The sequence below is a fragment of the Paenibacillus sp. JNUCC32 genome (assembly GCF_014863545.1).
Taxonomy (GTDB): domain Bacteria; phylum Bacillota; class Bacilli; order Paenibacillales; family Paenibacillaceae; genus Paenibacillus_AQ; species Paenibacillus_AQ lautus_A.
The window spans coordinates 1,365,417-1,389,650 of record NZ_CP062260.1 but is presented as its reverse complement, the minus strand read 5'-3'; the positions used below and the strand labels follow the sequence as shown (position 1 = coordinate 1,389,650).

Below are 24,234 nucleotides of genomic sequence, written 5' to 3'. Positions count from 1 at the left end.
ACTTATGCCTGCTTCACAAGCTCGTTCATTTGAGCCGCTGTGGCCTTTTTGTCGGTTTGGCTTGTAATTCCGCCACCGACGATGACGAGATCGGGATTTGCCTGAATCACCTCAGGGAGCGTCTCCATTTTGATTCCGCCCGCAACGGCAGTTTTGGCTTGTTTCACGACGCGTTTGATCGCCGCCAATTCCTCGAATGAGTTTTTGCCTTCCGCCTGGTGGTCGTAGCCGGAATGAACGCAGATGTAATCCACGCCGAAAGCATCGATCTCCCGCGCCCTGCCTTCAATGTCCTTTACATTGATCATATCCACCATTACCTGCTTGCCTTGCTTGAGGGCTTCCGCTACCGCGCCTTTGATCGTGGAATCGTCGGATACGCCAAGCACCGTAATGATATCCGCACCGGCTTCGGATGCCTTCATCACTTCATAACCGCCGGCATCCATAATTTTAAGGTCGGCCAGCACGCGCAGATGCGGGAACGCCTCTTTAATCGCTTTGACGGCATGAAGCCCTTCGTTAATAACAACCGGCGTACCGATCTCCACGATATCGATAAACTCGGCTACCTCTGCCACGACTTCTTTTGCTTCCGGAATATTCACCAAATCCAACGCCAATTGAAGTTCCATATTGTCAATCTCTCCTTATGAGTGTATTGGTTAATAACTACACGATCATTGTAGAGTAGACAGTTTACTTTACGGAAGTACGTACTTATAAGTGAGATACTTACGTGGAAGTAAGTAATAGGGAGGGACAAGGGTTCTCAGGTTTTCGTTTATTTGCGGATCGTTCGTCTCGATGCTGGTAAAAAACAATTAAGCCTGTTTGCTCACTTTAGTCCAGTCTTCGGCTGTGGTTTAATATAGTTGTCAGGCCGGACAAAATGATCGGAAAGGAGGCTGAACGAATTGATTCAGAATATGGAGGTGGCATCCGCGTAAGCGGGTGTCGCGTTTAGGGGAGCCCCATGCCAGGGCTCCCTTTCATTTGAAATCCACAGAACCGGAGGAAACATGATGTCCTATCCACGTCAACCTGCCGTTATCGTTGTCACCGGCGTCATGGCATCAGGTAAGTCGACCGTAGCCCAGCTGCTGGCCGAGAAGTTTGATCGCGGAGTCCATTTGCGGGGAGACTCGTTCCGGAAAATGATGGTCAGGGGCAGGGAAGAAATGCTTCCGGATGCTTCCGACGAAGCTATGCGGCAGCTTGCCTTGCGCTACAAATTATCCGCCTCCGCTGCCAAAGCTTATGCCGAGGCCGGTTTTCATGTCGTTCTGCAGGACGTCATTCTCGGCCCGGCGCTGCAAGAAATGACCGTTATGTTAAGAGGCGTTCCCGTGTTCGTCGTTGTGCTGAATCCTTCCGAGGATACCATCCGTGCCCGGGAACAGAATCGAGGCAAAAAAGGCTACGGAGTCTGGGGCATTCATGAGCTGAACCGGCGGTTAACCGACGAAACGCCCAGAATCGGCCTCTGGCTGGATACTTCCGATTTAACACCCCAAGAGACCGCCCAAGAGATTTGGAAGCGGATTTGGGATGAGGGTAAGATCCATTAACCCATACCCTGCATCTTCACGACCGGACTTCCTGGTAAAAAACAATTAAGCTTGTTTATTCACTTCAGTCCTGCCGCCGGCCGTGGTTTAATATAGATGTCCGGCTGGACCAAATGATCGGAAAGGAGGCTGAACGAATTGATTCAGAATATGGAGGTGGCATCTGCGTAAGCGGATGCCGCGTTAAGGGGAGCCCCTACAGGGCTCCCCTTCATTTCATTTATTCATAGATTACGGCTTTGATTTCGTCGCTATCGATATTGTTTTTGTCGTACCAGTAGAACCCCGTATCGATCTGCGGTTCGACCTTCTCCCCTTTGATGGCCGCCACGGCGGCTTTTACCGTCTCATATCCGATGCCGACCGGATTTTGCGTGATGGCTCCCGCCATCGTTCCGTTCTTGATCGCGTCGATCTGAGCTTTTCCGGAATCGAATCCGACCACGATGATTTGGCCTTCCTTCTTCATCTCCGTCACCGCATTGATGACGCCGACGGCGGAGCCTTCATTCGCGCCGAATATCCCTTTTAAATCCGGATGCGCCTGCATCATCGCTTTGGCCAGGTCCGTCGACTTCAAGTGATCCCCGCCGCCATATTGAATGTCCACGATCTCGATATTCGGATACTTCTCTTCGATCTGCTTCTTGAAGCCGTCTCGGCGGCTGACCCCGGTTACGCTGGTCTGGTCATGGACCACCATGGCGATTTTGCCTTCATTCCCGATGAGCTCCGCCATTTTGTCCGCCGCGAGCGCCGATGCAGCCATATTGTCCGTTGAAGCCGTCGTTACCGGAATGTCGCTTTCCACGCCCGAATCGAAGGCGATGACCGGAATGTTGTTTTCCTGGGCTTTTTTCAGATAAGGTATGGAGGCCTGGCTATCCAATGCGGCAAAGCCGATCGCGTTTGGTTTCTTGTCGAGCGCGGCCTGCAGCATTTCGATCTGCTTATCCACCTGGGATTCCGTCTCCGGACCTTCAAAGGTAATCCGCACGCCAAGCTCTTCCCCTGCTTGCTCGGCACCGGCTTTCACCGCCTGCCAAAACTGGTGCTGAAAGCCCTTGGAAATGATCGGGATGTAGATCTCTCCTTCGGCTTGAGAACCGGCTCCTGATCCGGATCCGCCCTCGCCTGGACTGTCGGTACCTCCGGCAGCGTTTTTGCCCGATGAACCGCAAGCCGCCAGCATGCTTGCAGTCAGCAAAAGAATCAGAGCTAATACGGAAAGCTTTTTCATAATGCAATCTCCCCTTGTTTAGACATATTGGTACAGCTATAGATCTTCCGTTATGGAAGCTTCTATCGAGATCAAGCCAACCTACGGCCAACCGAGCTCCGGAGCAAGCACTAGTAAGGGCTTACGCTTTGCGTCTGCGCAAAATATCCGCATACACCGCGAGTATAATAACGAACCCTACAACAACGGTTTGCCATTCCTGGGGTACGGACAGAATGCGCAATCCGTTCGTCAGCACGCTCATGATCAACGCCCCGATGACCGTTCCGATAATGGTACCCTTCCCTCCGCTGAGCGAAGTTCCCCCGATCACGACCGCCGCGATGGCTTCCAGTTCATACCCGGCACCCAGCGCCGGATTGGCCGAGTTCAGCCTCGATGCCATCATGACGCCCGCCAAACCGGTAAAAGCGCCGGTTAAGGTGTAGATCACGATTTTCCAGAAGCCCACGTTGACGCCGGACAAGCGGGTCGCCTCTTCGTTGCTGCCCAGCGCAAAGTTATACCGGCCGAGGATGGTCTTCGACAAGATGAGATAGCCGAGGATCGCCGCAATGAAGAAAATGACGACCGCATTGGGAATATCGAGCCCCGGCACCAGCCAGCCCAGCACGCTGCCCTGGGACACCTCGGCAAAGCTTTCGGCATCGTTGAAATAGACCGGTTTGGCCCCGGAGATGATGAGCGCGAGACCTTTGGCGATCATCATCATCGCCAGCGTTGCGATAAAAGGCGGAATCTTCATTTTCGCCACCGCCGTCCCGGACAGAAGCCCGCACAGGGCGCCGGTCAAGATGCCCCCAAGAATGCCGACGGGGACCGGCAATCCCCAGAAGGTGATGCATACCCCGGTCATAACGCCGCTCAGCGTCATGACCGTCCCGACGGACAGGTCGATGCCGCCGGTAATAATGACAAAGGTGGATCCCAAAGCCAGCACGCCGATTACCGCCGTGGAAAGAAGAATGCCCACGATGTTGGAGAACTGAAAGAAATTGCTGGACGAGAACGTAAAGAATAGGACGAGAACGACCAAGCTGGCAAGAGCCAGCACTTGCTGGAGCGCGCCCGATTTGATTTGAATGTTCATCTGCTTGTTCCTCCTGACGTGAATAGATGACGGCGACGGCGTCTTACATCCTCGCTGTAGCCAGATGCATTATGCTTTCTTGGGTCGCCTCTTCATGATCCAGCTCGCCCGTAATCCGGCCTTCGCACATGACGAGAATCCGGTGGCTCATCCGAAGAATTTCCGGCAGCTCCGACGAGATCATGATGATCGACTTGCCCTGTGCTGCAAGATCGTTCAGCAATCGGTAGATTTCGCTCTTGGCCCCAACGTCGATTCCTCGCGTCGGCTCGTCGAAGATCAGGATGTCGCAATCCCTCGTCAGCCATTTGCCAATGACGACCTTCTGCTGATTGCCCCCGGAGAGGAACTTGACCTCCTGATCGACATGCGGCGTTTTGACCTTCAATCGAGACACCATATCCTCCGCCTGCTCGCGAATCTTCGCCGTATTCATCCAGCCGCCGGGACGGAGGAAGCTGCCGTATGAGGCGATAGCCACATTGCTCTTCACGTCGAGATCGACGACGCATCCATAGCGCTTGCGATCCTCGGATAGATAGCCGATCCCTTGCCGCACCGCATCGTGCGGGCCCTTGATCGTTACCTTGCGGCCGTGCACGCGGATCTCGCCGGATTGGATGCGGTCGGCGCCGAAGATGGCCCGGGCAAGCTCGGTCCGTCCCGCGCCGACGAGGCCGGCAATGCCAAGAATTTCTCCCTTTTTCAGAGTCAGGTTAATATTCTTCAAGTTTCTGCCTTGATTCAGTCCTATAACCTCCAATACCGTCTCGCGCTCACCAGCCGTCCTCTCCGGCTTCGAGGTCTCGTAAATCTGCCGACCGACCATCTTCGAGATAATGTCCTGGGTCGTGACTTCAGCCGTGGATACCGTATCGATGTACTGCCCGTCGCGCATCACTGTAATGCGATCCGTGATTCGTTTGATCTCGTCCATTCGGTGGGAAATGTAAACGATTCCAACTCCGCTCTCGCGAAGCTGCCGTATGATGCGGAACAAATCCTCAATCTCCGTTTCGCTCAAAGCCGCCGTCGGCTCATCCATGACCAGCACATCGGCGTTGTAGGATAATGCCTTGGCGATCTCCACCATCTGCTGCTTGGCAACCGTTAATTCCGAAACCTTGATGGAGGGGTCCATGTCGAGGCCCATCCGTTCGAACAGTTCCTTCACCTGCCGGTGCAGCGCCCGGTCGTCCAGAAACAATCGGAGCTTTCGCCGCGGCTCCCGCCCGATGAAGATATTCTGGGCGACCGTCAGGTCAGGGGCCAGATTCAGCTCCTGATGAATCATGCTGATTCCCGCGTCCTGAGCCGCTTTCGGGTTCGATAACTCAACGGGCTGCCCTTTGAATTCGATCGTTCCTGCATCCTTCTGATAAACGCCGGTCAGGATTTTCATCAGGGTTGACTTGCCCGCACCGTTTTCACCCATAAGGGCATGGACTTCACCGGCCCGAAGGTCGAACCGGCAGTTATTTAATGCAAGCACGCCCGGAAATTCCTTCATGATTCCTTCCATCTGTATCAGCCATTCGCTCAACGTCCCTCACCTCTCTAGCTGGCACCTTTTATGAATCATTGTACAAACCGCTACCCCGCGAAGGAATGGAATATTCTCTGATCGATGTTGAATAATCTATGATCCGCCGCAGAAACCCAAAAGAGAAGAAGCTACTCCTCCACAAAGGGAAAGAGCAGCTTCTGGTTTTCCTCGGTATACATATTGTCCTTATTGATGATAACGGAATCGGTGTATATATGCCGGGGCATCCTGTCGCCCTCGATAACGGATACGGCTGTTTTGATGCCCAAATAACCGATGTTGAAGGGCTTCTGAACGATCGTGGATTGCAAGACTCCCTCTTCGAGCAGCTTGACTTCCTTCACCGAGCTGTCGAATCCGACCAGCTTGACTTTGCCCACCAGCCCCAGTTCCCGAATCGCTCTGCCGGCCCCCACCGTAGAAGGCTCATTCAGTCCGACGATTCCATTCAGGTCAGGCCTTTCAAGCAGGAGCTTTTTCGTGATTTCGTACGCCCTCTCCTCCTTGCCTTCGCTGTAGTAGGTGCCCACGATTTCCGTGCCGCCGCGCTGCTCCAGAATGCTTCGAACCCCTTGCTCCCTCTCGATCTGCGTCGAGGTGCCCTGCACGAAACTGATGATAGCAACCTTGGCATGTTCCGGCAGGCGCGACGAAAGCTCCTTGCCGGCCTTCTGTCCCGCATTCACATTGTCGGTCGCGATCAAGCTCTGCGCGTAATCGCCATTCACGGCCGAATCAATCATAATGAGCGGGATGCCGGCCTTACGAATCGACTCTGCTACGGGAACCAGGCGATGATAATCACCCGCGGCCAAAACGATCGCATCCGGCTTCTGCTTGACGGCTTCCTCCAACAATTGAATCTGCAAGTCAACCTCGATTTCCTGAGACGGTCCTACCACCGAGACGTCAACGCCGAATTCCCGGGAAGCCGTGTTCACCCCTTCAATCAGTACCCGCCAGAATTCATTCTCGTCCAGCGCCTTTACGCCGACGATGATCTTCTTGGTTCCGGGTTCTTCCTTGGACCACTGATAAACGGCATAACCCAGAAGAAGCAACGGAATCAGCAGCAGTACCATATAACGCATTCGCAGGTACGACTTCAAGGCACATCCCCCTCCACACGCTGCCACTCATCTGCATGAACGGCCGGAATGACCAGCGTTACGCTTGTACCCGATCCGGGCACGCTTGCATAGCTAAGACCATATTCCGTTCCAAAATATAACTGTATCCGCTGATGAACATTCGCAATGCCAACGCTGTTTCTCGATCGTGTGCCTTCTTTGGACGTGAGCAGCGTCTCCACCTTGGACTGATCCATCCCGATGCCGTCGTCCTTAACTTGAAATTCGATGCGGGTATCTCGACGCACCCCCGTAATCGTGATCGTCCCCGGCCCTTCCTTGTTTTTGATGCCATGATAAATGGCATTCTCCACCAGCGGCTGCAGCAGCACCTTCAGCGTCAGATACGGGTAAAGTCCGCGATCGATATCCAGGGCAAACGTGATTTTGTCCTGATAACGCATCTGTTGTATTTTCAAATAATTCGTTATATGCTCCACCTCGGTCGCAATCGGTATCATTTCCTTCCCCTTGCTGAGCGAAGCCCGAAACAGCCTGGCTAAAGCCGATGTCATCAAAATCACCTCGTCATGCTTCTTGCTCTCGGCCATCCATATGATGGAATCCAGCGTATTGTAGAGAAAATGGGGGTTGATTTGGGCTTGCAGGGCATTCAGCTCGCTTTTTCTCTTAATCTCCTGCTCTACCACGATTTGATACATCAATTCCTTAATCTTCAGCACCATCACGTTGAAGCTGCGGGCAAGTCCGGAGATTTCCCTGGAATGCCCCACCGGGACCCGGATGTCGAAATTCCCCTTCTCCACCTCCATCATCTTCTCTTGCAGCTTCTTGATGGGACGCGTCAGATTGCGCGAGAGGACGACGGAGAACAGCACGCCGACGACGAGGCATAACAATCCCGCTATAGCAAAAGACAGCTGCATCTGCTTCTTATTGTCCACCAGCTCATTCTCGTAAAAAACGCCTACGATTTTCCAGCCGAAATCCGTGTTCTTAATGCTGTAAATCCGGCTCGCGCCGTCCTCCTTCACGACAAAACTTCCATGTTTGTCCTGCAGCACCTGGTCCAATCTCTCCGTTTTCAGATTGCTGTAAAGCAGCTGCTGCTGGGGGTGATAAACAATCCGGCCTTCGCGGTCGATAACGAACACATACCCCCGGTTCCCCAGATCGAGCTTGCTGAGCATATCGTTAATCACTTTGAAGTTAAGATCGATTAGCAGGATGCCAAGCCCTTGGGTCGAATCCATGCCGCTGAGCTCACGGCTCAGCGATACAACCCAGCGGTACTCTCCCTTAATGACGGGCTGTACATGCGAGGAAGAGATCACCGTCTGTCCTTGGTTTTCCTTCGCCTGCCGATACCAGGGCTGATCGGATATTTCAATATAAGGATTTAACTCCGCGTTGGACCGATCGGATATGAAGGTTCCGCCCGCTCCGAAGATGTTGATCGAAGCAATGTCTTTGCGCGAAATGCGAATCGAGTGAAAATAATCCGATATCTTCGCCTTTAATACCGCCAGCTGCGCAGGCTCCAGCTCGTCGGCCGAGGCCAGGTATTCTCTTACGTTCGGATTGTTCATCGCGGCCAGCGAAATGTCCTTCATGCCTGTAATGTAGGTTTGGATATTCGCATTGACTTGATTGATCAGCTCGGAGGTATAACTTTCCGCCGTTTCGCGAACAGCCGATTCGGACAGCCGATAGGAGATGAAGATAAGCAGCAGCGCCGTGAACAGCACGAGCATCACGAAGGAACTGGCAATGCGGGACTGAATGCTTTTGATTCGCTGCGGAGTCTTCATGGCTGTACCCCGCCAGACGCCATTTTATTCCGGTACTCCGTCGGGGTATCTCCGGTATGTTTCTTAAACAGCACGCTAAAATATTGAGGATCCTGATAGCCGGTTTTCGCCGCAATTTCATAGGTTTTTAACAAGGAATGCTTCAGAAGTTCCTTCGCTTTCTCCATGCGGACTTCCGTAACGTATTCGACGAAGGTCTTCCCGGTATGCGACTTGAACAAGGCGCTGAAATAACTCGTGCTCATGAAGATCCGGCTGCACACGGTCTTAATCGATAACTCCGCATCCTCATAATGCCGCTGGATGAAATCGACCGCCTCCAGCATCTGGGAGCGTGTAATATCCTTTCTGGTCTTGGCTACGTCCCTTAACGCCTGCTCGCATACCTCGTTTAACCAGCTCTCGATCTCATCCAAGGACCGAAAAGAATACAGATCGGACAGCAGCCTCTTCTCCTTGCCGATCAGCTCGTTCCCATTGCTGCCGATTTCCATCAAGGTTTGAAGCACGGAAAGCATGACCCGAAGGACCCGCACGTAACAGAGCTCGATTGAAATTGAAGCGCTTCCAAGTTCGCTGATCAGCCGCCGGATGCACGCCTTCACCTCTGAGCCTGTGCCCGCCCGGATTGCCGAAACCAGCGCCGTCTCCGTTTCGATCCCATCCAGGAGAGGACCGCTCCCGCGTTTTTCAAGATCGGTGATATGGACCACCTGATCGCGGCCGATCAGAAGCCGGTACTCCAGGGCGGCCTCCGAGGCCTTGCAGGAATATCGTATGTCCTGCAGCTCGCGACAGATCGTTCCGATGCCAACCGTGACCGTGAATTTCATGAACTGCTTGGTGGAGCCGCGAATGTCCTCCGCCAGTTCCTGGGCCCGGGCGTACAGATCTTTCTCGTCGGAGCCCGACAGAATGGTCATGACCTTATTCTCTTTGTACCGAAACACGGCCGCACCAGGCTCACCCGCCAGGATCTCCTGCATGATGTTGTATAAGGCAAAAGCATGCAGTTCATTATCGGCGTGCTGTTCATCCGAGCGCAGCTCATCCATATCCGCTGCCATGGCGATATACAGCGGCCCGCGCAGCGGAATATCGAAATAAGCCAGCCGGCTCTCCATTTCGGACCGCTTCATCGGCGATGACGCCAATCGTTCCAGAAAACGTTCCCTAAGCAGGACCAAGCTCTCGTTCAACTGCTTCTTGAGTCTCTTCAAGTGCTCGGTGTGACCGCGCTCCTCATCCATTTCCAGCTTGAGCTTGTCGAGCATGTCCCTTAATTCCGCCGCCGTAACCGGTTTCAAAATAAAATCCGTCACCTGCAGCTTCACCGCCTGCTGGGCGTATTCGAAATCGTCGAACCCGGTCAGGATGATGATCTTCGTCTTAGGAAAACGTTCCGTAATATGACGGGACAATTCCAAGCCATCCATGTACGGCATGTTGATGTCCGTTAACACGACATCGGGCTGATGGCGGGTTACGGCCTCCAACGCATCTCTGCCGTTCTCGCAATCCCCGATGCATTCATAGCCATGCTCCGACCACTGAATCCGGTTTCGGATCCCTTCCCTTACGATCGGTTCGTCGTCCACAATAAGAATCGTATACAATCAAAGCCTCCCCCGTTCAAAAGCAAATCCATTCGCTTTGGTTTATCGTGTTACGAGGTGAATAATACAGGAAAAGCCCTTCGGCAGGCAACTGCCAAAGGGCTCCAGACTTCATGTTTTATTTCCGGGCATTCATCCACGTCATGAAATTGTTCACCACGATATCGATGAAACCGATCGTCGGTTCATGGATCAGCTTGCCGGACTCATCCATCTTCTCGTGCACGGCGCCGATATAAACTTCATTGTTAGGAAGCAGCGGCGAGGTGATGCCAACGGAGAAGAGAATGTCCCGAAGATGCTCTTGGGCGCGAACCGTACCGAGCTGCCCCATCGACGCCCCCATGATCCATGAAGGCTTCCCGTTCATGACCTTATCGACGCGCGATAACCAATCCAGCGCATTCTTGAGCACGCCCGGTATGGAATAATTATATTCCGGCGTGATCCACAATACGGCATCGGAAGCGGCAATCCGCTCCTTGAATTCCTTGACGGCCGCAGGAGGGTCCAACTCCGTGTCTTGATCGTAGAACGGAAGATCGCGAAGATCCACGATATCAAAGGCGATCTGATCCGAATAGCGCTGCTTCAAATATTCCGCCAGTTTCCGATTGTACGACTCTTTTCTAATGCTTCCCACAACGATTGCGACGTTCATGATATCCTCCAGTTCTATGCCTTTCCAGCACACATGATTCAGTTATTGGGTAACTTATTTTAGCGTATCACCATATTTTACCATTGTCAAAACAGCCCCTACTTCATTAGGGAAAGCAGCTTGCACACATCGCGTTCCAGATCTCCCCTTCTTTCAACAGGCACATGCCGCAGCAGTGCCATGGCGGCGTAAGGTACCTTGATGGCATGCGGATCTTCATACAGCCGGCTCCAATAGGCCGATTCCGTGATGGAAGCCTTGGCAGGCGCATCGATCCCCTGAGCCATAAGCGCTTGAGGTCTGAGACGGTTAAGTTTCGTTTGGAGCCGGTGATTGCCTTGGCCCAGCTTGGCCAGCTGGGCATAACCGAGCCGTTCCAGCTCAATCAGCGCGTGGGCGTGGGTAATCCCATGCTCAAGCTCACCGGCAAAAAAATAATATTGGCCATCCACATGCTGATCCGGCAGCACGTGATCCAGCTCGGAAAGTGCGCGGCATGCCAAATCGGACGCATCCCGGTAAGGCGGTATTTCCGAGAGTGAGATTTCCGATAGATCCAGCTGCGTATAATCGTCAATGCCGTAATACCTTGCAAGCTTATGTTCACTCGCTGCATCGTCCATGAGCTTAAGCAAACCTCTCACGATGGACGGTGTCAGTAAGTCCGGACGTTCCCGCAGCGCTTTCAGTCCGAGCACGCCCAGGGTCACGCCGTGGCCCGAGGTGCTCAGGCTTGTCAGGTTGGGTAGAAGCCCTTCCAGCAATTGATCCATCAATTCAGGCTGTGCGGGCTCGGATGGATACGGTTCAAACCAATCTTCATGCTGAGCGCGCAGATGACGGCAATTGGCAGCCAAACCATGAAGCACATCTTGCGGCAGATCTTGCTCCTTCTGCATGTAATACGCTGCCAAATACGCTCCGCCGACATGCCCTTCAAACCAACCGACTTCGCCGCCGCGGCTCAAAGCCGTGAGACCGTCTATCAAATATTGGTCGTCAATGACCGGGTTCACCTCCTCCCCTTCGGCGGCACTCGGCAAATTCAGCTTGGCTGCAATGTCCTTGGGAAAGCTGGTTATCTTCAACCTGATGCTGTAGCCGTACATTCTAAAACGCAGTCCCTCATCGTTATCCGATAGGATCATCCGCCGATCCAGGGCCGAGCGGACCCGGTCTATAAACCGCTCGTCGGTGACGCCATACGTTAATTCCAGCGTCGGTGCCAGCGCGTACATCGAGATCGGGATCCATTTGCGCCTCGTGGATACCACAACGGCATGGGCCGTTCCGCCGATAACAAAAGCAAATTGTTCCGATTCCTTGGCGATGGTGAATCCGAGCGTCCGCTGCATCCACAGTCGGGCAGCTACCGGATCCTCGACAGGCAGTCCCACTTCCCGCAAATAGAGGACGCCATATTTACCGCTCGGGGTCAGGACCCCTTCCTTTATATCCGGATGGGCGATAAACTCCAGCAAATTTCCATCCCCATCCCTGAAGTATACGTTCACGCCGGAATCGAAGGGTTCGACCACCTTGCCGTCCGGCCATTTCAACAACGGCACCTGTTCCGCGAGGCTCCGGACGGTGGAATCAAATTGGGAAAAAGCCACTTCAAACGCGATATGGGCAGGGGCTATAGGTTCAAACACCTCTTCAAATACAAGCGTGAAATCGGGTGTAGGCTGAAATGCAATTTCGGCCTCGCTTTCTCTGACGACCGGGAATTGAAGCAATCCGTGATAGAATTGCTTCACTCCCTCGATGGAGACGGTCCTTAATGTTAATCCGGCGAAATGGGTGATCATGAGATTTCAGCCTCCACTTTATTGCTGATCTTCTTAACCAGCTCCAAAAAGATGGAAAGCGCCTCTTTCGCCCGATAATCCAGCACGATCGTGCCCTCAGCCGCTTCCGATTCGTAAATGGCCCGTTGAGATCCGCCGATGGAAATCCATTCCGGACTATTAATACCATGCAAATTGCGTATGGTGGCCTGCATTTGCTGCAGTGAACTTACGCCGACCGCCCCGCCAGCCGAGCTTACCGATAAGACTGGTTTGCCCGAGAAATGCATCTGCCCCAAATGATCCAGAGCATTTTTCAACACGCCGCTCATCCCGCCGTGATACTCCGGGGTAGTCAAAATGACGCCGTCCGCCTCCATTAATAAACGCTGCAGCTCACGCACGCCCTCATGCCGGTTGAATATTTCGTCCGGGGAATAGAACGGGAGCGGCGTTTCATACAAATTAAACAGCTTCACTTCGACGAACAACCGGTTCATTTGCGCTTCCAAGGCTTTGGCCAAAATGGTGCTTGTCGCTTCTTTGCGATTGCTGCCTGCAATAATTACGATCTTCATGGTAATGCCTCCCTTATTCGTATTCGAATGTTTTGTTAAATACATTGTAGTGGAGGCACATCATGAAATCGTCAACATATCGAGTGATTTTACGAGCAAAAGCTCTCATGCCTTCGGCTGAGAGCTTCTACGACTATAGTCTGAGAAATGATCATTATGTACGGTTATATTGCATAAGCAGCAAATCCCTAATCCTATACGATTCCATGCTTAAGCGCATAGATGGCAGCCTGTGTCCGGTCGGCAACCCCCAGCTTATCCAGCAGGTGGCTGACATGGGTTTTCACCGTCTTCTCGGTAATATAAAGCGCTTCGCTGATTTCCCTGTTATTCATCCCGGAGGCAATCAGCTGCAATACTTCCTGCTCTCGGCGGGTAAGCTTATCGAGCTGCGCAGCTTCCTGATGGCTGGACCCATTGGCCTCATCCTCTCCCGCCGGGGAAGTAACATGCGTCATGAGCAGGCCGGCAGCATCCGGATGCAATTCGACCTGTCCTTGGAACACGCGTCGGATCCCGGCTACCAATTCCTCCGGCTCGATATCCTTCAGGAGATAGCCGCGAGCACCCGCTCGAATCGCAGGCAGAACATGATCGTAATCAACAAACGAGGTCAGTACGATCACTTTGATATGAGGCAGTTCTTTTTTCAAACGTGCCGTGGTATCGATGCCATTCAATACAGGCATATTCAAATCCATCAACACGACATCAGGCAGCAAAAGTTTGGCCTGTTCCAGCGTCTCTTCGCCATTCGCGGCTTCTCCCACCATTTCGATATCCGGCTGCGTCGCCAGAAAAACCTGGAGGCCCCGCCGTACCATGGCGTGATCGTCAGCTATTAACAATCGGATCATCGGTTATCCCCCCTTTCTCTGTTGTGACCGCCTTCAAGGGTATCGTAACCTCAATGATGGTTCCCTCCCGGTGCACGCTGTATAAACGGAACTGGCCTCCGAGCGATTCGGCCCGCTCCCGCATGCTGGACAGGCCGATGGAATGCCGCGTCAGCTCGTTCCATCGCTGCTTGGTTATCCCGCGCCCTTGATCCTCGATCCGAAGCTCCGCTTCATCGTTTTGCAAGGACAACGCTACCGTTACTTCCTTCGTATCCGCATGCTTGCTCACATTGTTCAGCGCCTCTTGCCCGATCCTCCACAACGCCTCTTCCGCGATCCGCGGCAGCTCCTGCATCCCGGTGATATGTGTACGCACATGAAGCTTCAATCGTTCGCCGTATTGCTTTAGACCTGTCATCAGCCCCTCCTCAAGTCCGGGCGGGCGAAGCTGCATGATCAGCTCCCGCATTTCCTTTAGTGCGCTTTGCGATAATGACTGGATATCGCGGATCGTGTCCTGGAGCAAGCTTTTCTGCCCATCCGGTTCAGCGGCAATCATCCCCCCTACACCTTTGGACATCATCACCAGCGAGAACAGGGTTTGGCTTACCGAGTCGTGCAGGTCCCGGGCCAGGCGATTTCGTTCATCCATCCTTGCGAGCTCCCTCCGGTTCTCCTCCAAACGGATGCGCTGAAGCGTCATGCCGATATGCTCCGCTATGGCCTCGATAACCTCCATGTCCGCCCGATGCTGGTCTCCATACTGATCATAGCCCACCAAAAGCATCCCGGTTAAGGAGTCCGAAGCAACCGCAAGCGGTACCGCAACGGCTCGACGAATGGGAGCTATCCATCCTTTCTCCACCAGTTGATCCGCAAGTTGCTGCGCATCCGGATCGCCGACCGGCTCTGCTGAGCGCTTCACTGCATCAGGACCGTTCCGAGCCATGTCGGCTAGCGGAAATTTGGCATGGGGCAGCGTGGTCTGTCCGCCGCTGTATAGCGCACGCAGCGTGATTTCCTGGCCCACCGGTTCCAGCAGCGCCGCAACCGGCCAATCAAAATAACGGCCGAGCAAACTCATCACCTGCTCCGTTAATTCGGCCCGGCTCACCGCTTGGGATGCATAAGCGCCTAGCGCGCTGCTATATTCTCCTAGCCGGGCGAACAAATCAGCCCGACGCTGCTCAGCCGCGTACAGACGCATGCGCTCGATGGCGGTGCCGATTTGGTAGGCTACCGATTCCAGCAGCGCCAGCTCCTCCTTGGAAAAATGAAGCTTCCCGGGTGCGGCCACATTCAGCACGCCGAACCTGCGGCTGCCGGAACGCAGCGGAACGGTAGCATGATGGGTAATTCCCTCCGTGTCGCCCCACTGATAACGAACGGCGTTATCCAGACGTTTGCAATTCAAAATGTTCACGGCATTTTTCAGTCGGCCGTCATCATAGCGCTCCAGGCACCAGCAGCTGCCGCACCTCATCGGTTCGTCATCTTCCCGTCTCAGAGCGGGCGGCAGATTCCGGCCCGCTACGAATTCATGCGTTCTCTTCTCTTCCACCAGGAACAGCCAGCCGGTCGTAAGTCCGGTCAGCTCCAGCAGTTTGCCGATAACAACGTCCAGCATGGGGGCTAACTCATTGGATTCGTTCAGCGTTTCGGCAATCGTCTTCAACGTGATTAACTCCTGGATATGCGGGTCGTGAGTGGACATACAAGCAAGCTCCTTCTTTATTTTGCATTCTGAAGTAACTATATTATATAATCCTGTCACGCACCATCCAAATTCCGAATGGAATTCCTGGCCGGTGCAGATCATTCATCCCATGAATTGTGGTAAAAAACAATTAATATTGTTTTATCTCTTGCAAATTTCCACCTACATATGGCTTAATATAGAAGTCGGGCCGACGAAATGAGCTGAAAGGAGGCTGATTGCAATGATTCAGATCCGTGAGGTGGTATTCGCGTAAAGCGAATATCCGTTAAATGGGAGCCCGCCGCGGGCTCCCTATATCTATTTTCAACTCCAATAAAACCAAAATCTAAAAAAACCAATTTCACGAAAGGAGGAGGGCAAGCATGATCAATGCAATTGTTTTGAAACTCAGCGATAGCTTAAATATGTACACAGAAAGAGGAGGGCATCGATGGGCCATTACAAGAACGGAAGAGAAGTGCTTCCCCCCGAGCTGCTGCAGCAAATTCAACAGTATATAGACGGAGAATTACTCTACATACCGAAACAGAGCGAGCAAAGAGCCGGCTGGGGAGAGTTAAGCGGTTCCAAACAACGCATCGAAAGTCGCAATAAAGAAATGTATCGCGCTTACTGCAAAGGACGGTCCATTGAGGAATTGGAACGGACCTACTTCCTGTCTGGAGAAAGCGTACGCAAGATCATAAGTAAACTTACCCGCGTAGGGACCTGAACCGATGAGGTTTAACGGTCTCCGCACGGATTAACATAGGACTGTTCCCACGGGGTACAGTCCTTTTCATGTTGCATGGATCGGGCACGGTGAACCCGCGATGTACCGTTTTTAGGGCTGTTCGGCATTTTTACCGCATTGCCACCCTGTCCGATTGGTCTGCACCATAGAAAAGGCCCGGCTGCAAACGAGCTGCAGCCGGGCTTGATTGTACCCTAAAGTTCTTCCCGCTTCTCCCCGGCTACATCCCATCGATGGCGGAATTTCTCCAGCCTCGGATGCAGAACCGGCGGCTCGGACAACAAGATCAGCCTCAGCTTCACGATCCATTCCTCGAAGGAAGAAAACGAAGCAAACACGTTAGCTACCTCCGGAGTCATGAGAAGAAAATGGGGACTTCCGTACTTCTCGGCCAGATGTCGAAGCGCCGTATCGATCGGCGTGTATTTTTTTCGCTTCGACTCGAACGATTCAATCACGACCGAAGATCTTCCAAGCTCCTCAATCCATTCCTGAAGCTGTTTCTCCCGCTTGTAATAAGGGCTCACCGGCTCCTTGAACATCCGCTTCACCGTCTCTTCGTGCAGCGGATACAACACCAACTTTGCGAAGGATCGTTCCTCCAAGATGGCAGCCGCCTGCTCGAGGGCCACCTGATCCTGCTCAAAAAGATCGTAGAATATCAAGGTGCCTTTCGTGGTCGGCTTCGGGGGCTCGTAGCCGTATGGGACATACTCCAAATTGCGCGGCATGATGGAACATCACCTCTCTTTACTATGATGACTGGGATGAAAGCTTCGGCGGTACACGATGCTTGGTGGCCTGCTCGAAGCCGTAGGCTAACCGAATCAGCACCGGCTCGCTATAAGCCGTCCCGATGAATGTAATGCCCTGAGGACCTTTGGTGTTGTATCCTCCCGGAGCTATGATCCCATTCTCGGCATAACCGCCGGGAACGGTAACCGAAGGATACCCTGCGCGGGCAGCCAGATCGGGTCCATATTCATTACCCAGAAACAGCAGCGCGTCCAGCTGATGCTCCCTAAGTACATGGTCAATCCCCATGGTGCCCGCCCTTTCCTTGTTCTTCCGCTTGCTCTCCAAATACTCTTTTTCGGTTAACGCACCGCTCGTTTCCTCGGCCCAAATCAGCGTATCCTGTCCATATTTCAGGGCTGTGTCGGCGTGTGCCTCATTATAAGCGATAACCTCAGCTAATGAATGAACCGGCAGCGACGGAGCTACATTCGCCAAATAATCATTGACGTATTTCTTGAATTCATAGCGAAGTACGTTGGCATCCCAGCGGGTGCCCTGGCATGGCAGTTCCACCGGATCGATGATGGTCGCGCCTTGTTCGCGAAGAACATCAATGGCAGACTCTACGATATCTAGTCTATCCCGATCCAGATGCTTATAGTAATATCGGGGAATCCCGATTCGTGCCCGCTTCAGATAACTGGCGTCCAGAAACTTCGTGTAATCCTCTACCCTTGCTTGAGCAGCTGTCTTGGTCACCTCGTCCAGGTCATCCGCACCTGCGATCGCGCTAAGCAGAATCGCGGCATCTTCCACCGTTCGGGTCATTGGACCTGCCGTATCCTGCGTATGCGTGATGGGAATGATGCCCGTCCGGCTTACCAGACCGATCGTCGGCTTCAAGCCAACCAGACTGTTCTGGCTGGAAGGGCTGATAATCGATCCTGAAGTTTCCGTGCCGATGGCTGCCGCAGCCAAATTCGCCGCCACTGCAGCTCCGGAACCGGAGCTCGAACCTCCGACGAACATTTCGCCGGGACCGTAGGGATTTAAAGTAAGCCCGCGTCTTGACGAGTATCCTGCCCACATGGTCGAGGACATGAAATTCGCCCACTCGGTCATGTTGCTCTTGCCCAGAATAACGGCCCCCGCCTCTCGGAGTTTTGCGGCAACAAAGGAATCTTTGGCGGCGTACGAATCGGCCAGCGTGATGGAGCCGGCGCTCGTATGCAGCCGATCCCCGGTGTCGATGTTGTCTTTGAGCAGTATCGGAATCCCGTGCAGCCGTCCCCGCGCTCCCAAGTTTCTGCGCTCCTGATCCAGCTCTTGGGCAATCTGCAGCGCATCCGGGTTCACCTCTAGAATCGAGCGAAGCCATCCATCGTATAACCCGATCCGTTCCAGATACAATTGAACCAGTTCGACCGAAGACATCCAGCCTTCTTCCATGGCATGCTGCATATCCGCTATGGTTGCTTCCACAATCCATGTTCTTTTATCCAAGCTCATATATGGTCCCCCTTATTTTTCTGATCTTGCGGCAGGTGTGGGGTTTAACGTTTCATATTTTAGCCTCCAGACGTTTCAAGTCCCTATTCAATTCGGGACTCAGACACGAAACTCCTTCTGGCATGCAATCGGTCGGCATCTTAGCGGCTCTCTCGTCTCCCATGGCGGCTTGCCCCTCCTAACGTAAACTAAACGCAGGAAGCGGACCAAGAATGACTTCTTGATCCGCTCCGCTTAACTTTCGCATGCGCTTCAAAACCGGTGCCCCATGCTAGCGATACCACTGGGCCTGCTTATTGAACATCTCGGCATAATGGGCTCCCTGTCCGATTAATTCCTCATGTTTTCCCTCTTCAACGATTCTCCCTTCCTTGAGGACGAGAATGCGGTCCGCATGTCTGCAGCTTCCCAATCGGTGCGATATGAAGATGGCGGTTTTGCCTTCGGTCATGTACATCAGGCTCTCAAATATCGCGGATTCCGTAAGCGGGTCTACGGCCGCCGTCGGCTCGTCCAGATAGATCACTTCGAATTCCCGATAGAACGCCCGGGCGATCGCGACCTTCTGCCATTGGCCCTGAGACAGTTCGCGCCCGCCGGAGAAGCGCGTACCCAGCTGGGTTGCTACTCCGTCCGGCAGCGAATCTACTAGCGGGGTCATCGCGGCCTTCTCCATGGCATGATTCAATCGGCGATGGGCTTGCCGGTCGTCCGGATCATGCTCACGCAGCGCAATGTTAGCCTCAAGGGTCCATTCATATCGATAAAAATCCTGGAACACCGCCGTTACTTTGCTGCGGAAGCTGACGGTATCATAATCCTGGATCGGGATGCCGCCATAGCGCACAACGCCATGCGTCGGTTCATACAAGCCTAGCATGATTTTTACGAGCGTGCTCTTCCCCGCACCGTTCTCCCCGACAATGGCAACCTTTTCTCCGGGCTTGATACGAATCGTCAAATCGTCAAGCACAGGCTTATCTTGATTCGGATAGCAAAAGGTAACGCGATCGACTTCGATTCCTTCCCGCAAAGGCGTGGTCATCGGCAGAGCTTTTTCCGGCTGCGGAACCGGCGTATCCAGAAATTCGAACAATTCGTGGATAAACAGACCGTCATGATAGATTTGCCCGATGTTCTGACTGATGTTCTGGATGGAATATCGCGTGTCCTGGACCGCTTGATAGAGGGCGACATAACTGCCGATGGTTAGTTTGAGGCGTGAGCCGAGCCAGACGAACACGGCTAAAATGCTAAAAGAACAAATCGTCACCGCCCCTTCCACGATCAGGCGATTCTTCATGTTTTTCCGCTCGACGCCCAGCATTTCATACGTATTTTTGAAATAGATGCCCCGCCATTTGTTCAATAAATAATCTTTGGCATGAAACAGCCGGATTTCCTTGGCCGCTTCCTTCGTCTGCAGCAGTTGGTTCATGTAGGCCGCCATACGGGACGAAGCCGTCTGCTGATGAATGACCACGAAGCGGGAAGCCCCCTCTTTCTTCTGGATGATCAACAGCGGAACGATCAGAAGCAGCATAACGATAGGCAATATGTAATGAAAGCTGAACAAGAGCACGAGCAAACCCGTCAACGTGATGAGGTTCTGAATAATCGAGAACATGTAAAACACCATGTTAATTCCGCATATATTCAGATTGCGAAGAGCACGCTGCAGCTTGTCGTAGCTTTCCGGAGATTCAAAGAATACGAACGGAAGCTTGCTTAGCTTCTCCGACACTTGGAGATTAAACCAGTAGGATACATAAGCATTCATCTTTCGCTCGGTATACTTTTGAAGAGATGCCAGCACGAGGCCAATTAGAATGACCGCCATCTGGAGTAACAGCCAATACAATGCTTGGTATGGAGCTTGATCCCGAATCAACACGCCGGTAACGTCGTCTATGACTTGAGCCGTAATATAAATCTGGGCAACGGGCAAAAAGGCCTGCATTAAATAAATCATGGTCGATCTGGTGAACATCCGCGGAGAGACGCGGTACACCTGCTTCATAACCTCGAACATCAGGTTCGCATATTTCATGTTGTATAACCTTGAGCCTCCTTCGTCGCTAAGCCGATTTGTTTAGGGCTGAAGGTTTAGCATGAGGCAGCTGGTTGATCATTTGTTCTAAATGATGCAAATAATTCGTGACGCTTTTGTTGATGACGAGCTGCTCCTCGGATAGGTAGAACGCCAACGGAAACCGGTTCACTTTAAACGAATCGATCATAGCCCGGTCTGCCCACACGACCTGCATATCGGTTAACTCATTGGCAACCGCCATTTCTGCGGCCTCATCCGCATCCTGGGCATATAGGAATAGCGTGACCGAAAGATCCGGATGCGAAGCCATAAACGCTTTGATGGCCCCGTACGTTTCTTTGCAGGCATTGCAATGGTTCATCGTGAACAATAGAATTTTGGGCTTGCCGTCGTACAAATTCACGGTATCACCGGCCATGCTCGTATAGGCTGCCCGAGGAATCTGCGTGCCAAGCTCGAGCCCTTCCTTCGGAACCGCAGGCATCTCGTGCCCGGTCACGACTGTCTGCGGCTTCAACTTCAACTCCCGAACCTGACGGTACAGTCTGAACACGAAGAAAGCCAAGCTGAATATCAAGCCATACTGAATCACGAGCACGGTCGTAATCAAATTCATGGATTCGTTCCCTCCTTCGCCTGTAATGAATCAAGAGTATACGCATTCACCGCCACCAACGAAATAACGGCAATGCCGCCGGCCGACAGCAAAGTAAGAACCGCTTCTTGGGCCGGCATGAGGAAGAGATTCACGGGTTCGGACAAAAGCCAAATTAGCGCATTCAATATACCTAAGCATGCAATCCTAACGACCGTATTCAAGCCGAGGGCCTCACTAGACCATGAGCCAAAGCAGCTGCATTGGATCTCCTGATTCTGCACCACCCTGGCTTGATAAACGGCGTATCCGAACCCTGCCAGCAAAGTAAAAATCGCGATCTGCGCAGAGGCTCTGCTCCAGGAAAACAATAAACCCGCCCCGGCTGCAATCTCAGCGGCGCAAATGAGAACAGGTACAATCCGTAAGCGGCCTGCAGGCATCTGCAACCGTTCGATCGTCGTCCTGAAATCCGCTAACGATAACAGTTTCGACACTCCCGAAAACACAAACACCAAGGTCAGAAACAAAAGGCAAAGCGCGCTCATGGACATGGTTCATTCTCCTTCCCGACAACCAAGGGGACCAAGCCCCCATTCGATGACTTTGATATCTTGCTTGGACTGCACCTTGCCGTTCTTCTTCGCTGTTCACCCGTTCACGATCATACTGCAATGGACCCAAAACCATATTCGACCCCTCACTCTTCAACCGTAATAGGAAGCCGCATGCCCTGCGTGAAATATAAACAGCGGAACAAGAAGTTCCGCTGTTTATAAGTGATAGGTTCATGCGTTCACAAAAAAATTAACAGCCGCAAGTATATCTCTCTTCGGAACCGTTGCCGCAGTCCCATACTTCAAGACGAACGCCGAATTTGTCGCGTCCGCATTGCTCCGTAGTGTTACAGGAAGTATGACGAAGAATGCACATTAATGCTCACCTCCTTTCAATCATGAAGTTCATCCATTTATATGAAAGGTGTTGCCATGCAAAAAGCTTTGGAGTGTGTTGAACGCTGGCTGTAGGGATCTTCCAATTTTTTTATGCCGAGTCGTTTGTAAGCGGGTTCAATTTCTGAGGGGTGTAAGTGGTTTATGCTAACTAGCTGGCTTGCAGGATAATTTTAATATACTATATTTATCATTTCTTACAAGGATAATATCTTATGGTAAAATAATAGAATGTTATCCCTTATTAAAGAAATTACATACACAAAAGGCCGCCCCATTTTGTTAATCGGGGCAGCCCTTTGCTTACCAATTTAACTGATGATCGTAATGACCGGCGCCGAAATGGTAGGCTGTGTCGTGATGGCGGAGGCCGTATTCGTGAAGCTGGCAATTTCCAACAGTACCGGTATTCCCGCCGGGACATCCGTCGTATCGAGCACCAAGCTGGCGGTTGTCAAAGTCGATAACGCAAGCTGCTGCAGCATCCCGTTAATATACACATTAAAGTATTCAGTGCCTGTCAACGCGGGAAATGCCGTCACGGGTGCTTCGGCATCATCGATGAAACTCGTGGCCGGCATGGTAATCGAGTCTGCACCGATCATCGCTTCGTCGACCAGCGCAAAATAACGGGTTACGGTTGGCGTTACCGTCGTGGTGATCGTGCCGCCGGTTGCAACGGGAACCGATGCGACCGCGGTAATGATAGGTTTAATAACTGGCATTATCTTCACTCCTCTCTTGTCTTAGATAGAAAAAATATGGCTGCGCCACATTATCATTAAATGATAGATTCTGAGATTTGGTTCTGACATTCTCCCACTATATAAAAAAACAAACAGTGAATGAATCCGTGCTCAGGCCAATATATCACCGAAGAAAGGATAAATGTCCACTCGAGTCCTTCTCCAATGACATAAACTAAGTACAGACATTCATCCGGGGGGAGGGGGGATAAGACTGAAAACTCCCGTGATCAAGCGGAAACGATATCGAATTCTAAAAGCTGCAGAATATCGAAAACGAAGCAACTGCAAGAAGCGAAAATACAAACGAGTCGTGTCGGCAGGCAAACGAAAATGGAGATGCAACCCCAGATCCACTCATCGGACCACCCCCTCAGCTGTTCAGCATAGACGTCAAGTGGGACGCAGTCCAAAAGACTTCTTATCGACACTATTACCTCTATTCCCTCAAGTCGTTCCTGGGAACCCGGGCTTAGCGGGGCCAGCCGGGTTCCAAGGACCCCAGGGCATTCATGGCAACCCTGGCTCGGAGGGGCCGGCGGGCATTCCCGGACCGGTGGGACCCCAAGGCCCTCAGGGCGCTCTAGGCACTCCAGGTGTGGAGGGGCCGGCGGGCATTCCCGGACCGGTGGGGCCCCAAGGTCCTCAGGGCGCTCCAGGCAACCCTGGCATGGAGGGGCCGGCGGGCATTCCCGGACCGATGGGACCCCAAGGTCCTCAAGGCGTTCCAGGCACTCCAGGTATGGAAGGCCCGGCGGGCATTCCCGGACCGATGGGACCCCAAGGCCCTCAGGGTGCTCCAGGCACTCCAGGTATGGAAGGCCCGGCGGGCATTCCCGGACCGATGGGACCCCAAGGCCCTCAGGGTGCTCCAGGCACTCCAGGTATGGAAGGCCCGGCGGGCATTCCCGGACCGATGGGACCCCAAGGCCCTCAGGGTGCTCCAGGCACTCCAGGTATGGAGGGGCCGGCTGGAATCCAGGGGCCCACGGGGCCGCAAGGCCCTCAAGGAATCCCCGGAAGCGTCATCGTGCCGGAGATTAACGTGCTGCCGACCACGCTTCGCTATTTTTACGTATTGATGTCCGAGGTTAGTCTGGATGATCCCTTCGTCATATCTGCCGGACAATTTACGGATGACGACGGTAACCAGGCATTTCAGAGCATTATGGTAGGTCCGAACAGCTCCTCGACCGTTTATATCAACGGCATGATTCAGGAAGGCCGTATCTACACCATCACTTCGGAGGCGCTAACCTTATATTCTCCCGGCGATGTGCTTCTGGCCGGAACGCCCATCTTGCTGGAGGTGCTGTATCTCACCGTTCAGGTGGTAGCTTGAACGGTGAGCAAA

The 24,234-nt window shown here is 52.9% G+C and carries 21 protein-coding genes; 3 read left to right on the top strand and 18 right to left on the bottom strand.

Annotated elements, in window-relative coordinates:
- Positions 1–2 precede the first annotated feature (2 nt).
- The gene (hxlA, locus tag JNUCC32_RS06420; RefSeq protein WP_015736082.1) at positions 3–635 is read right to left on the bottom strand and encodes a 3-hexulose-6-phosphate synthase; all 633 of its coding nucleotides are present in this window, start codon (positions 633–635) and stop codon (positions 3–5) included.
- Between the two features lie 390 nt (positions 636–1,025).
- Between hxlA and JNUCC32_RS06415 the strand changes: the two genes are divergently transcribed.
- A complete protein-coding gene (locus JNUCC32_RS06415; protein ID WP_192572606.1) occupies positions 1,026–1,571 on the top strand; it encodes a phosphotransferase-like protein in 546 nt (181 codons plus the stop codon).
- Positions 1,572–1,791: 220 nt separating this feature from the next.
- Here JNUCC32_RS06415 and JNUCC32_RS06410 read toward each other — a convergent pair whose 3' ends face one another.
- From JNUCC32_RS06410 to JNUCC32_RS06360, 11 genes are all read right to left on the bottom strand, one after another.
- Complete coding sequence (locus tag JNUCC32_RS06410) at positions 1,792–2,811, bottom strand: ABC transporter substrate-binding protein (protein ID WP_192571407.1); 1,020 nt, start codon at positions 2,809–2,811, stop codon at positions 1,792–1,794.
- Positions 2,812–2,932: 121 nt separating this feature from the next.
- Positions 2,933–3,901, bottom strand: coding sequence for an ABC transporter permease (locus JNUCC32_RS06405; protein WP_096774337.1), 969 nt, complete (start codon positions 3,899–3,901; stop codon positions 2,933–2,935).
- 43 nt (positions 3,902–3,944) lie between these two features.
- The gene (locus JNUCC32_RS06400) at positions 3,945–5,444 is read right to left on the bottom strand and encodes a sugar ABC transporter ATP-binding protein (protein WP_096774338.1); all 1,500 of its coding nucleotides are present in this window, start codon (positions 5,442–5,444) and stop codon (positions 3,945–3,947) included.
- A 131-nt stretch (positions 5,445–5,575) separates the two neighbouring features.
- Positions 5,576–6,556: a substrate-binding domain-containing protein gene (locus JNUCC32_RS06395; RefSeq protein ID WP_096774339.1), complete on the bottom strand. Its 981-nt coding sequence runs from the start codon at positions 6,554–6,556 to the stop codon at positions 5,576–5,578.
- A complete protein-coding gene (locus JNUCC32_RS06390) occupies positions 6,553–8,349 on the bottom strand; it encodes a cache domain-containing sensor histidine kinase (RefSeq protein WP_192571406.1) in 1,797 nt (598 codons plus the stop codon). The genes JNUCC32_RS06395 and JNUCC32_RS06390 overlap by 4 nt, the downstream gene beginning before the upstream one ends.
- Positions 8,346–9,965 (bottom strand): response regulator, encoded by a 1,620-nt coding sequence (locus JNUCC32_RS06385; protein WP_192571405.1) that lies wholly within the window; start codon positions 9,963–9,965, stop codon positions 8,346–8,348. Before JNUCC32_RS06385 ends, JNUCC32_RS06390 begins: the two co-directional genes overlap by 4 nt.
- A 118-nt stretch (positions 9,966–10,083) precedes the next feature.
- A complete protein-coding gene (locus JNUCC32_RS06380; protein ID WP_009592221.1) occupies positions 10,084–10,626 on the bottom strand; it encodes an NADPH-dependent FMN reductase in 543 nt (180 codons plus the stop codon).
- 98 nt (positions 10,627–10,724) lie between these two features.
- Positions 10,725–12,437: a VOC family protein gene (locus JNUCC32_RS06375; protein ID WP_192571404.1), complete on the bottom strand. Its 1,713-nt coding sequence runs from the start codon at positions 12,435–12,437 to the stop codon at positions 10,725–10,727.
- Positions 12,434–12,994, bottom strand: coding sequence for an NADPH-dependent FMN reductase (locus JNUCC32_RS06370; RefSeq protein ID WP_192571403.1), 561 nt, complete (start codon positions 12,992–12,994; stop codon positions 12,434–12,436). Before JNUCC32_RS06370 ends, JNUCC32_RS06375 begins: the two co-directional genes overlap by 4 nt.
- A gap of 194 nt (positions 12,995–13,188) precedes the next feature.
- Positions 13,189–13,851, bottom strand: a complete 663-nt coding sequence (locus tag JNUCC32_RS06365) for a response regulator (RefSeq protein WP_015736093.1) — start codon at positions 13,849–13,851, stop codon at positions 13,189–13,191.
- Complete coding sequence (locus tag JNUCC32_RS06360) at positions 13,829–15,547, bottom strand: GAF domain-containing sensor histidine kinase (protein WP_192571402.1); 1,719 nt, start codon at positions 15,545–15,547, stop codon at positions 13,829–13,831. The genes JNUCC32_RS06365 and JNUCC32_RS06360 overlap by 23 nt, the downstream gene beginning before the upstream one ends.
- A 436-nt stretch (positions 15,548–15,983) precedes the next feature.
- Here JNUCC32_RS06360 and JNUCC32_RS06355 point away from each other — a divergent pair, with 436 nt between their 5' ends.
- Positions 15,984–16,265, top strand: coding sequence for a CD3324 family protein (locus JNUCC32_RS06355; protein ID WP_006211013.1), 282 nt, complete (start codon positions 15,984–15,986; stop codon positions 16,263–16,265).
- A gap of 215 nt (positions 16,266–16,480) precedes the next feature.
- Here the strand turns inward: JNUCC32_RS06355 and JNUCC32_RS06350 are convergent, their stop codons facing one another.
- The 6 genes from JNUCC32_RS06350 to JNUCC32_RS06325 all read right to left on the bottom strand — a co-directional run bounded on the left by JNUCC32_RS06350 (position 16,481) and on the right by JNUCC32_RS06325 (position 22,859).
- On the bottom strand, positions 16,481–17,017 hold the full coding sequence (locus JNUCC32_RS06350; protein WP_192571401.1) for a hypothetical protein: 537 nt from the start codon (positions 17,015–17,017) through the stop codon (positions 16,481–16,483).
- A gap of 22 nt (positions 17,018–17,039) precedes the next feature.
- Complete coding sequence (locus JNUCC32_RS06345; protein ID WP_192571400.1) at positions 17,040–18,533, bottom strand: amidase family protein; 1,494 nt, start codon at positions 18,531–18,533, stop codon at positions 17,040–17,042.
- A gap of 271 nt (positions 18,534–18,804) precedes the next feature.
- Positions 18,805–20,583, bottom strand: a complete 1,779-nt coding sequence (locus JNUCC32_RS06340; RefSeq protein ID WP_192571399.1) for an ABC transporter ATP-binding protein — start codon at positions 20,581–20,583, stop codon at positions 18,805–18,807.
- A gap of 28 nt (positions 20,584–20,611) precedes the next feature.
- The gene (locus JNUCC32_RS06335; RefSeq protein ID WP_192571398.1) at positions 20,612–21,202 is read right to left on the bottom strand and encodes a hypothetical protein; all 591 of its coding nucleotides are present in this window, start codon (positions 21,200–21,202) and stop codon (positions 20,612–20,614) included.
- On the bottom strand, positions 21,199–21,735 hold the full coding sequence (locus JNUCC32_RS06330) for a MauE/DoxX family redox-associated membrane protein (protein WP_192571397.1): 537 nt from the start codon (positions 21,733–21,735) through the stop codon (positions 21,199–21,201). The genes JNUCC32_RS06335 and JNUCC32_RS06330 overlap by 4 nt, the downstream gene beginning before the upstream one ends.
- 710 nt (positions 21,736–22,445) lie before the next feature.
- Positions 22,446–22,859 carry a DUF4183 domain-containing protein gene (locus tag JNUCC32_RS06325; RefSeq protein ID WP_096774349.1) on the bottom strand — a complete coding sequence of 138 codons (414 nt, stop codon included), beginning with the start codon at positions 22,857–22,859 and terminating at the stop codon, positions 22,446–22,448.
- 577 nt (positions 22,860–23,436) lie between these two features.
- On the opposite strand from JNUCC32_RS06325, the gene JNUCC32_RS31685 reads away from it, so the two are divergent.
- Positions 23,437–24,222, top strand: coding sequence for a DUF4183 domain-containing protein (locus JNUCC32_RS31685; protein ID WP_267132962.1), 786 nt, complete (start codon positions 23,437–23,439; stop codon positions 24,220–24,222).
- Positions 24,223–24,234 lie beyond the last annotated feature (12 nt).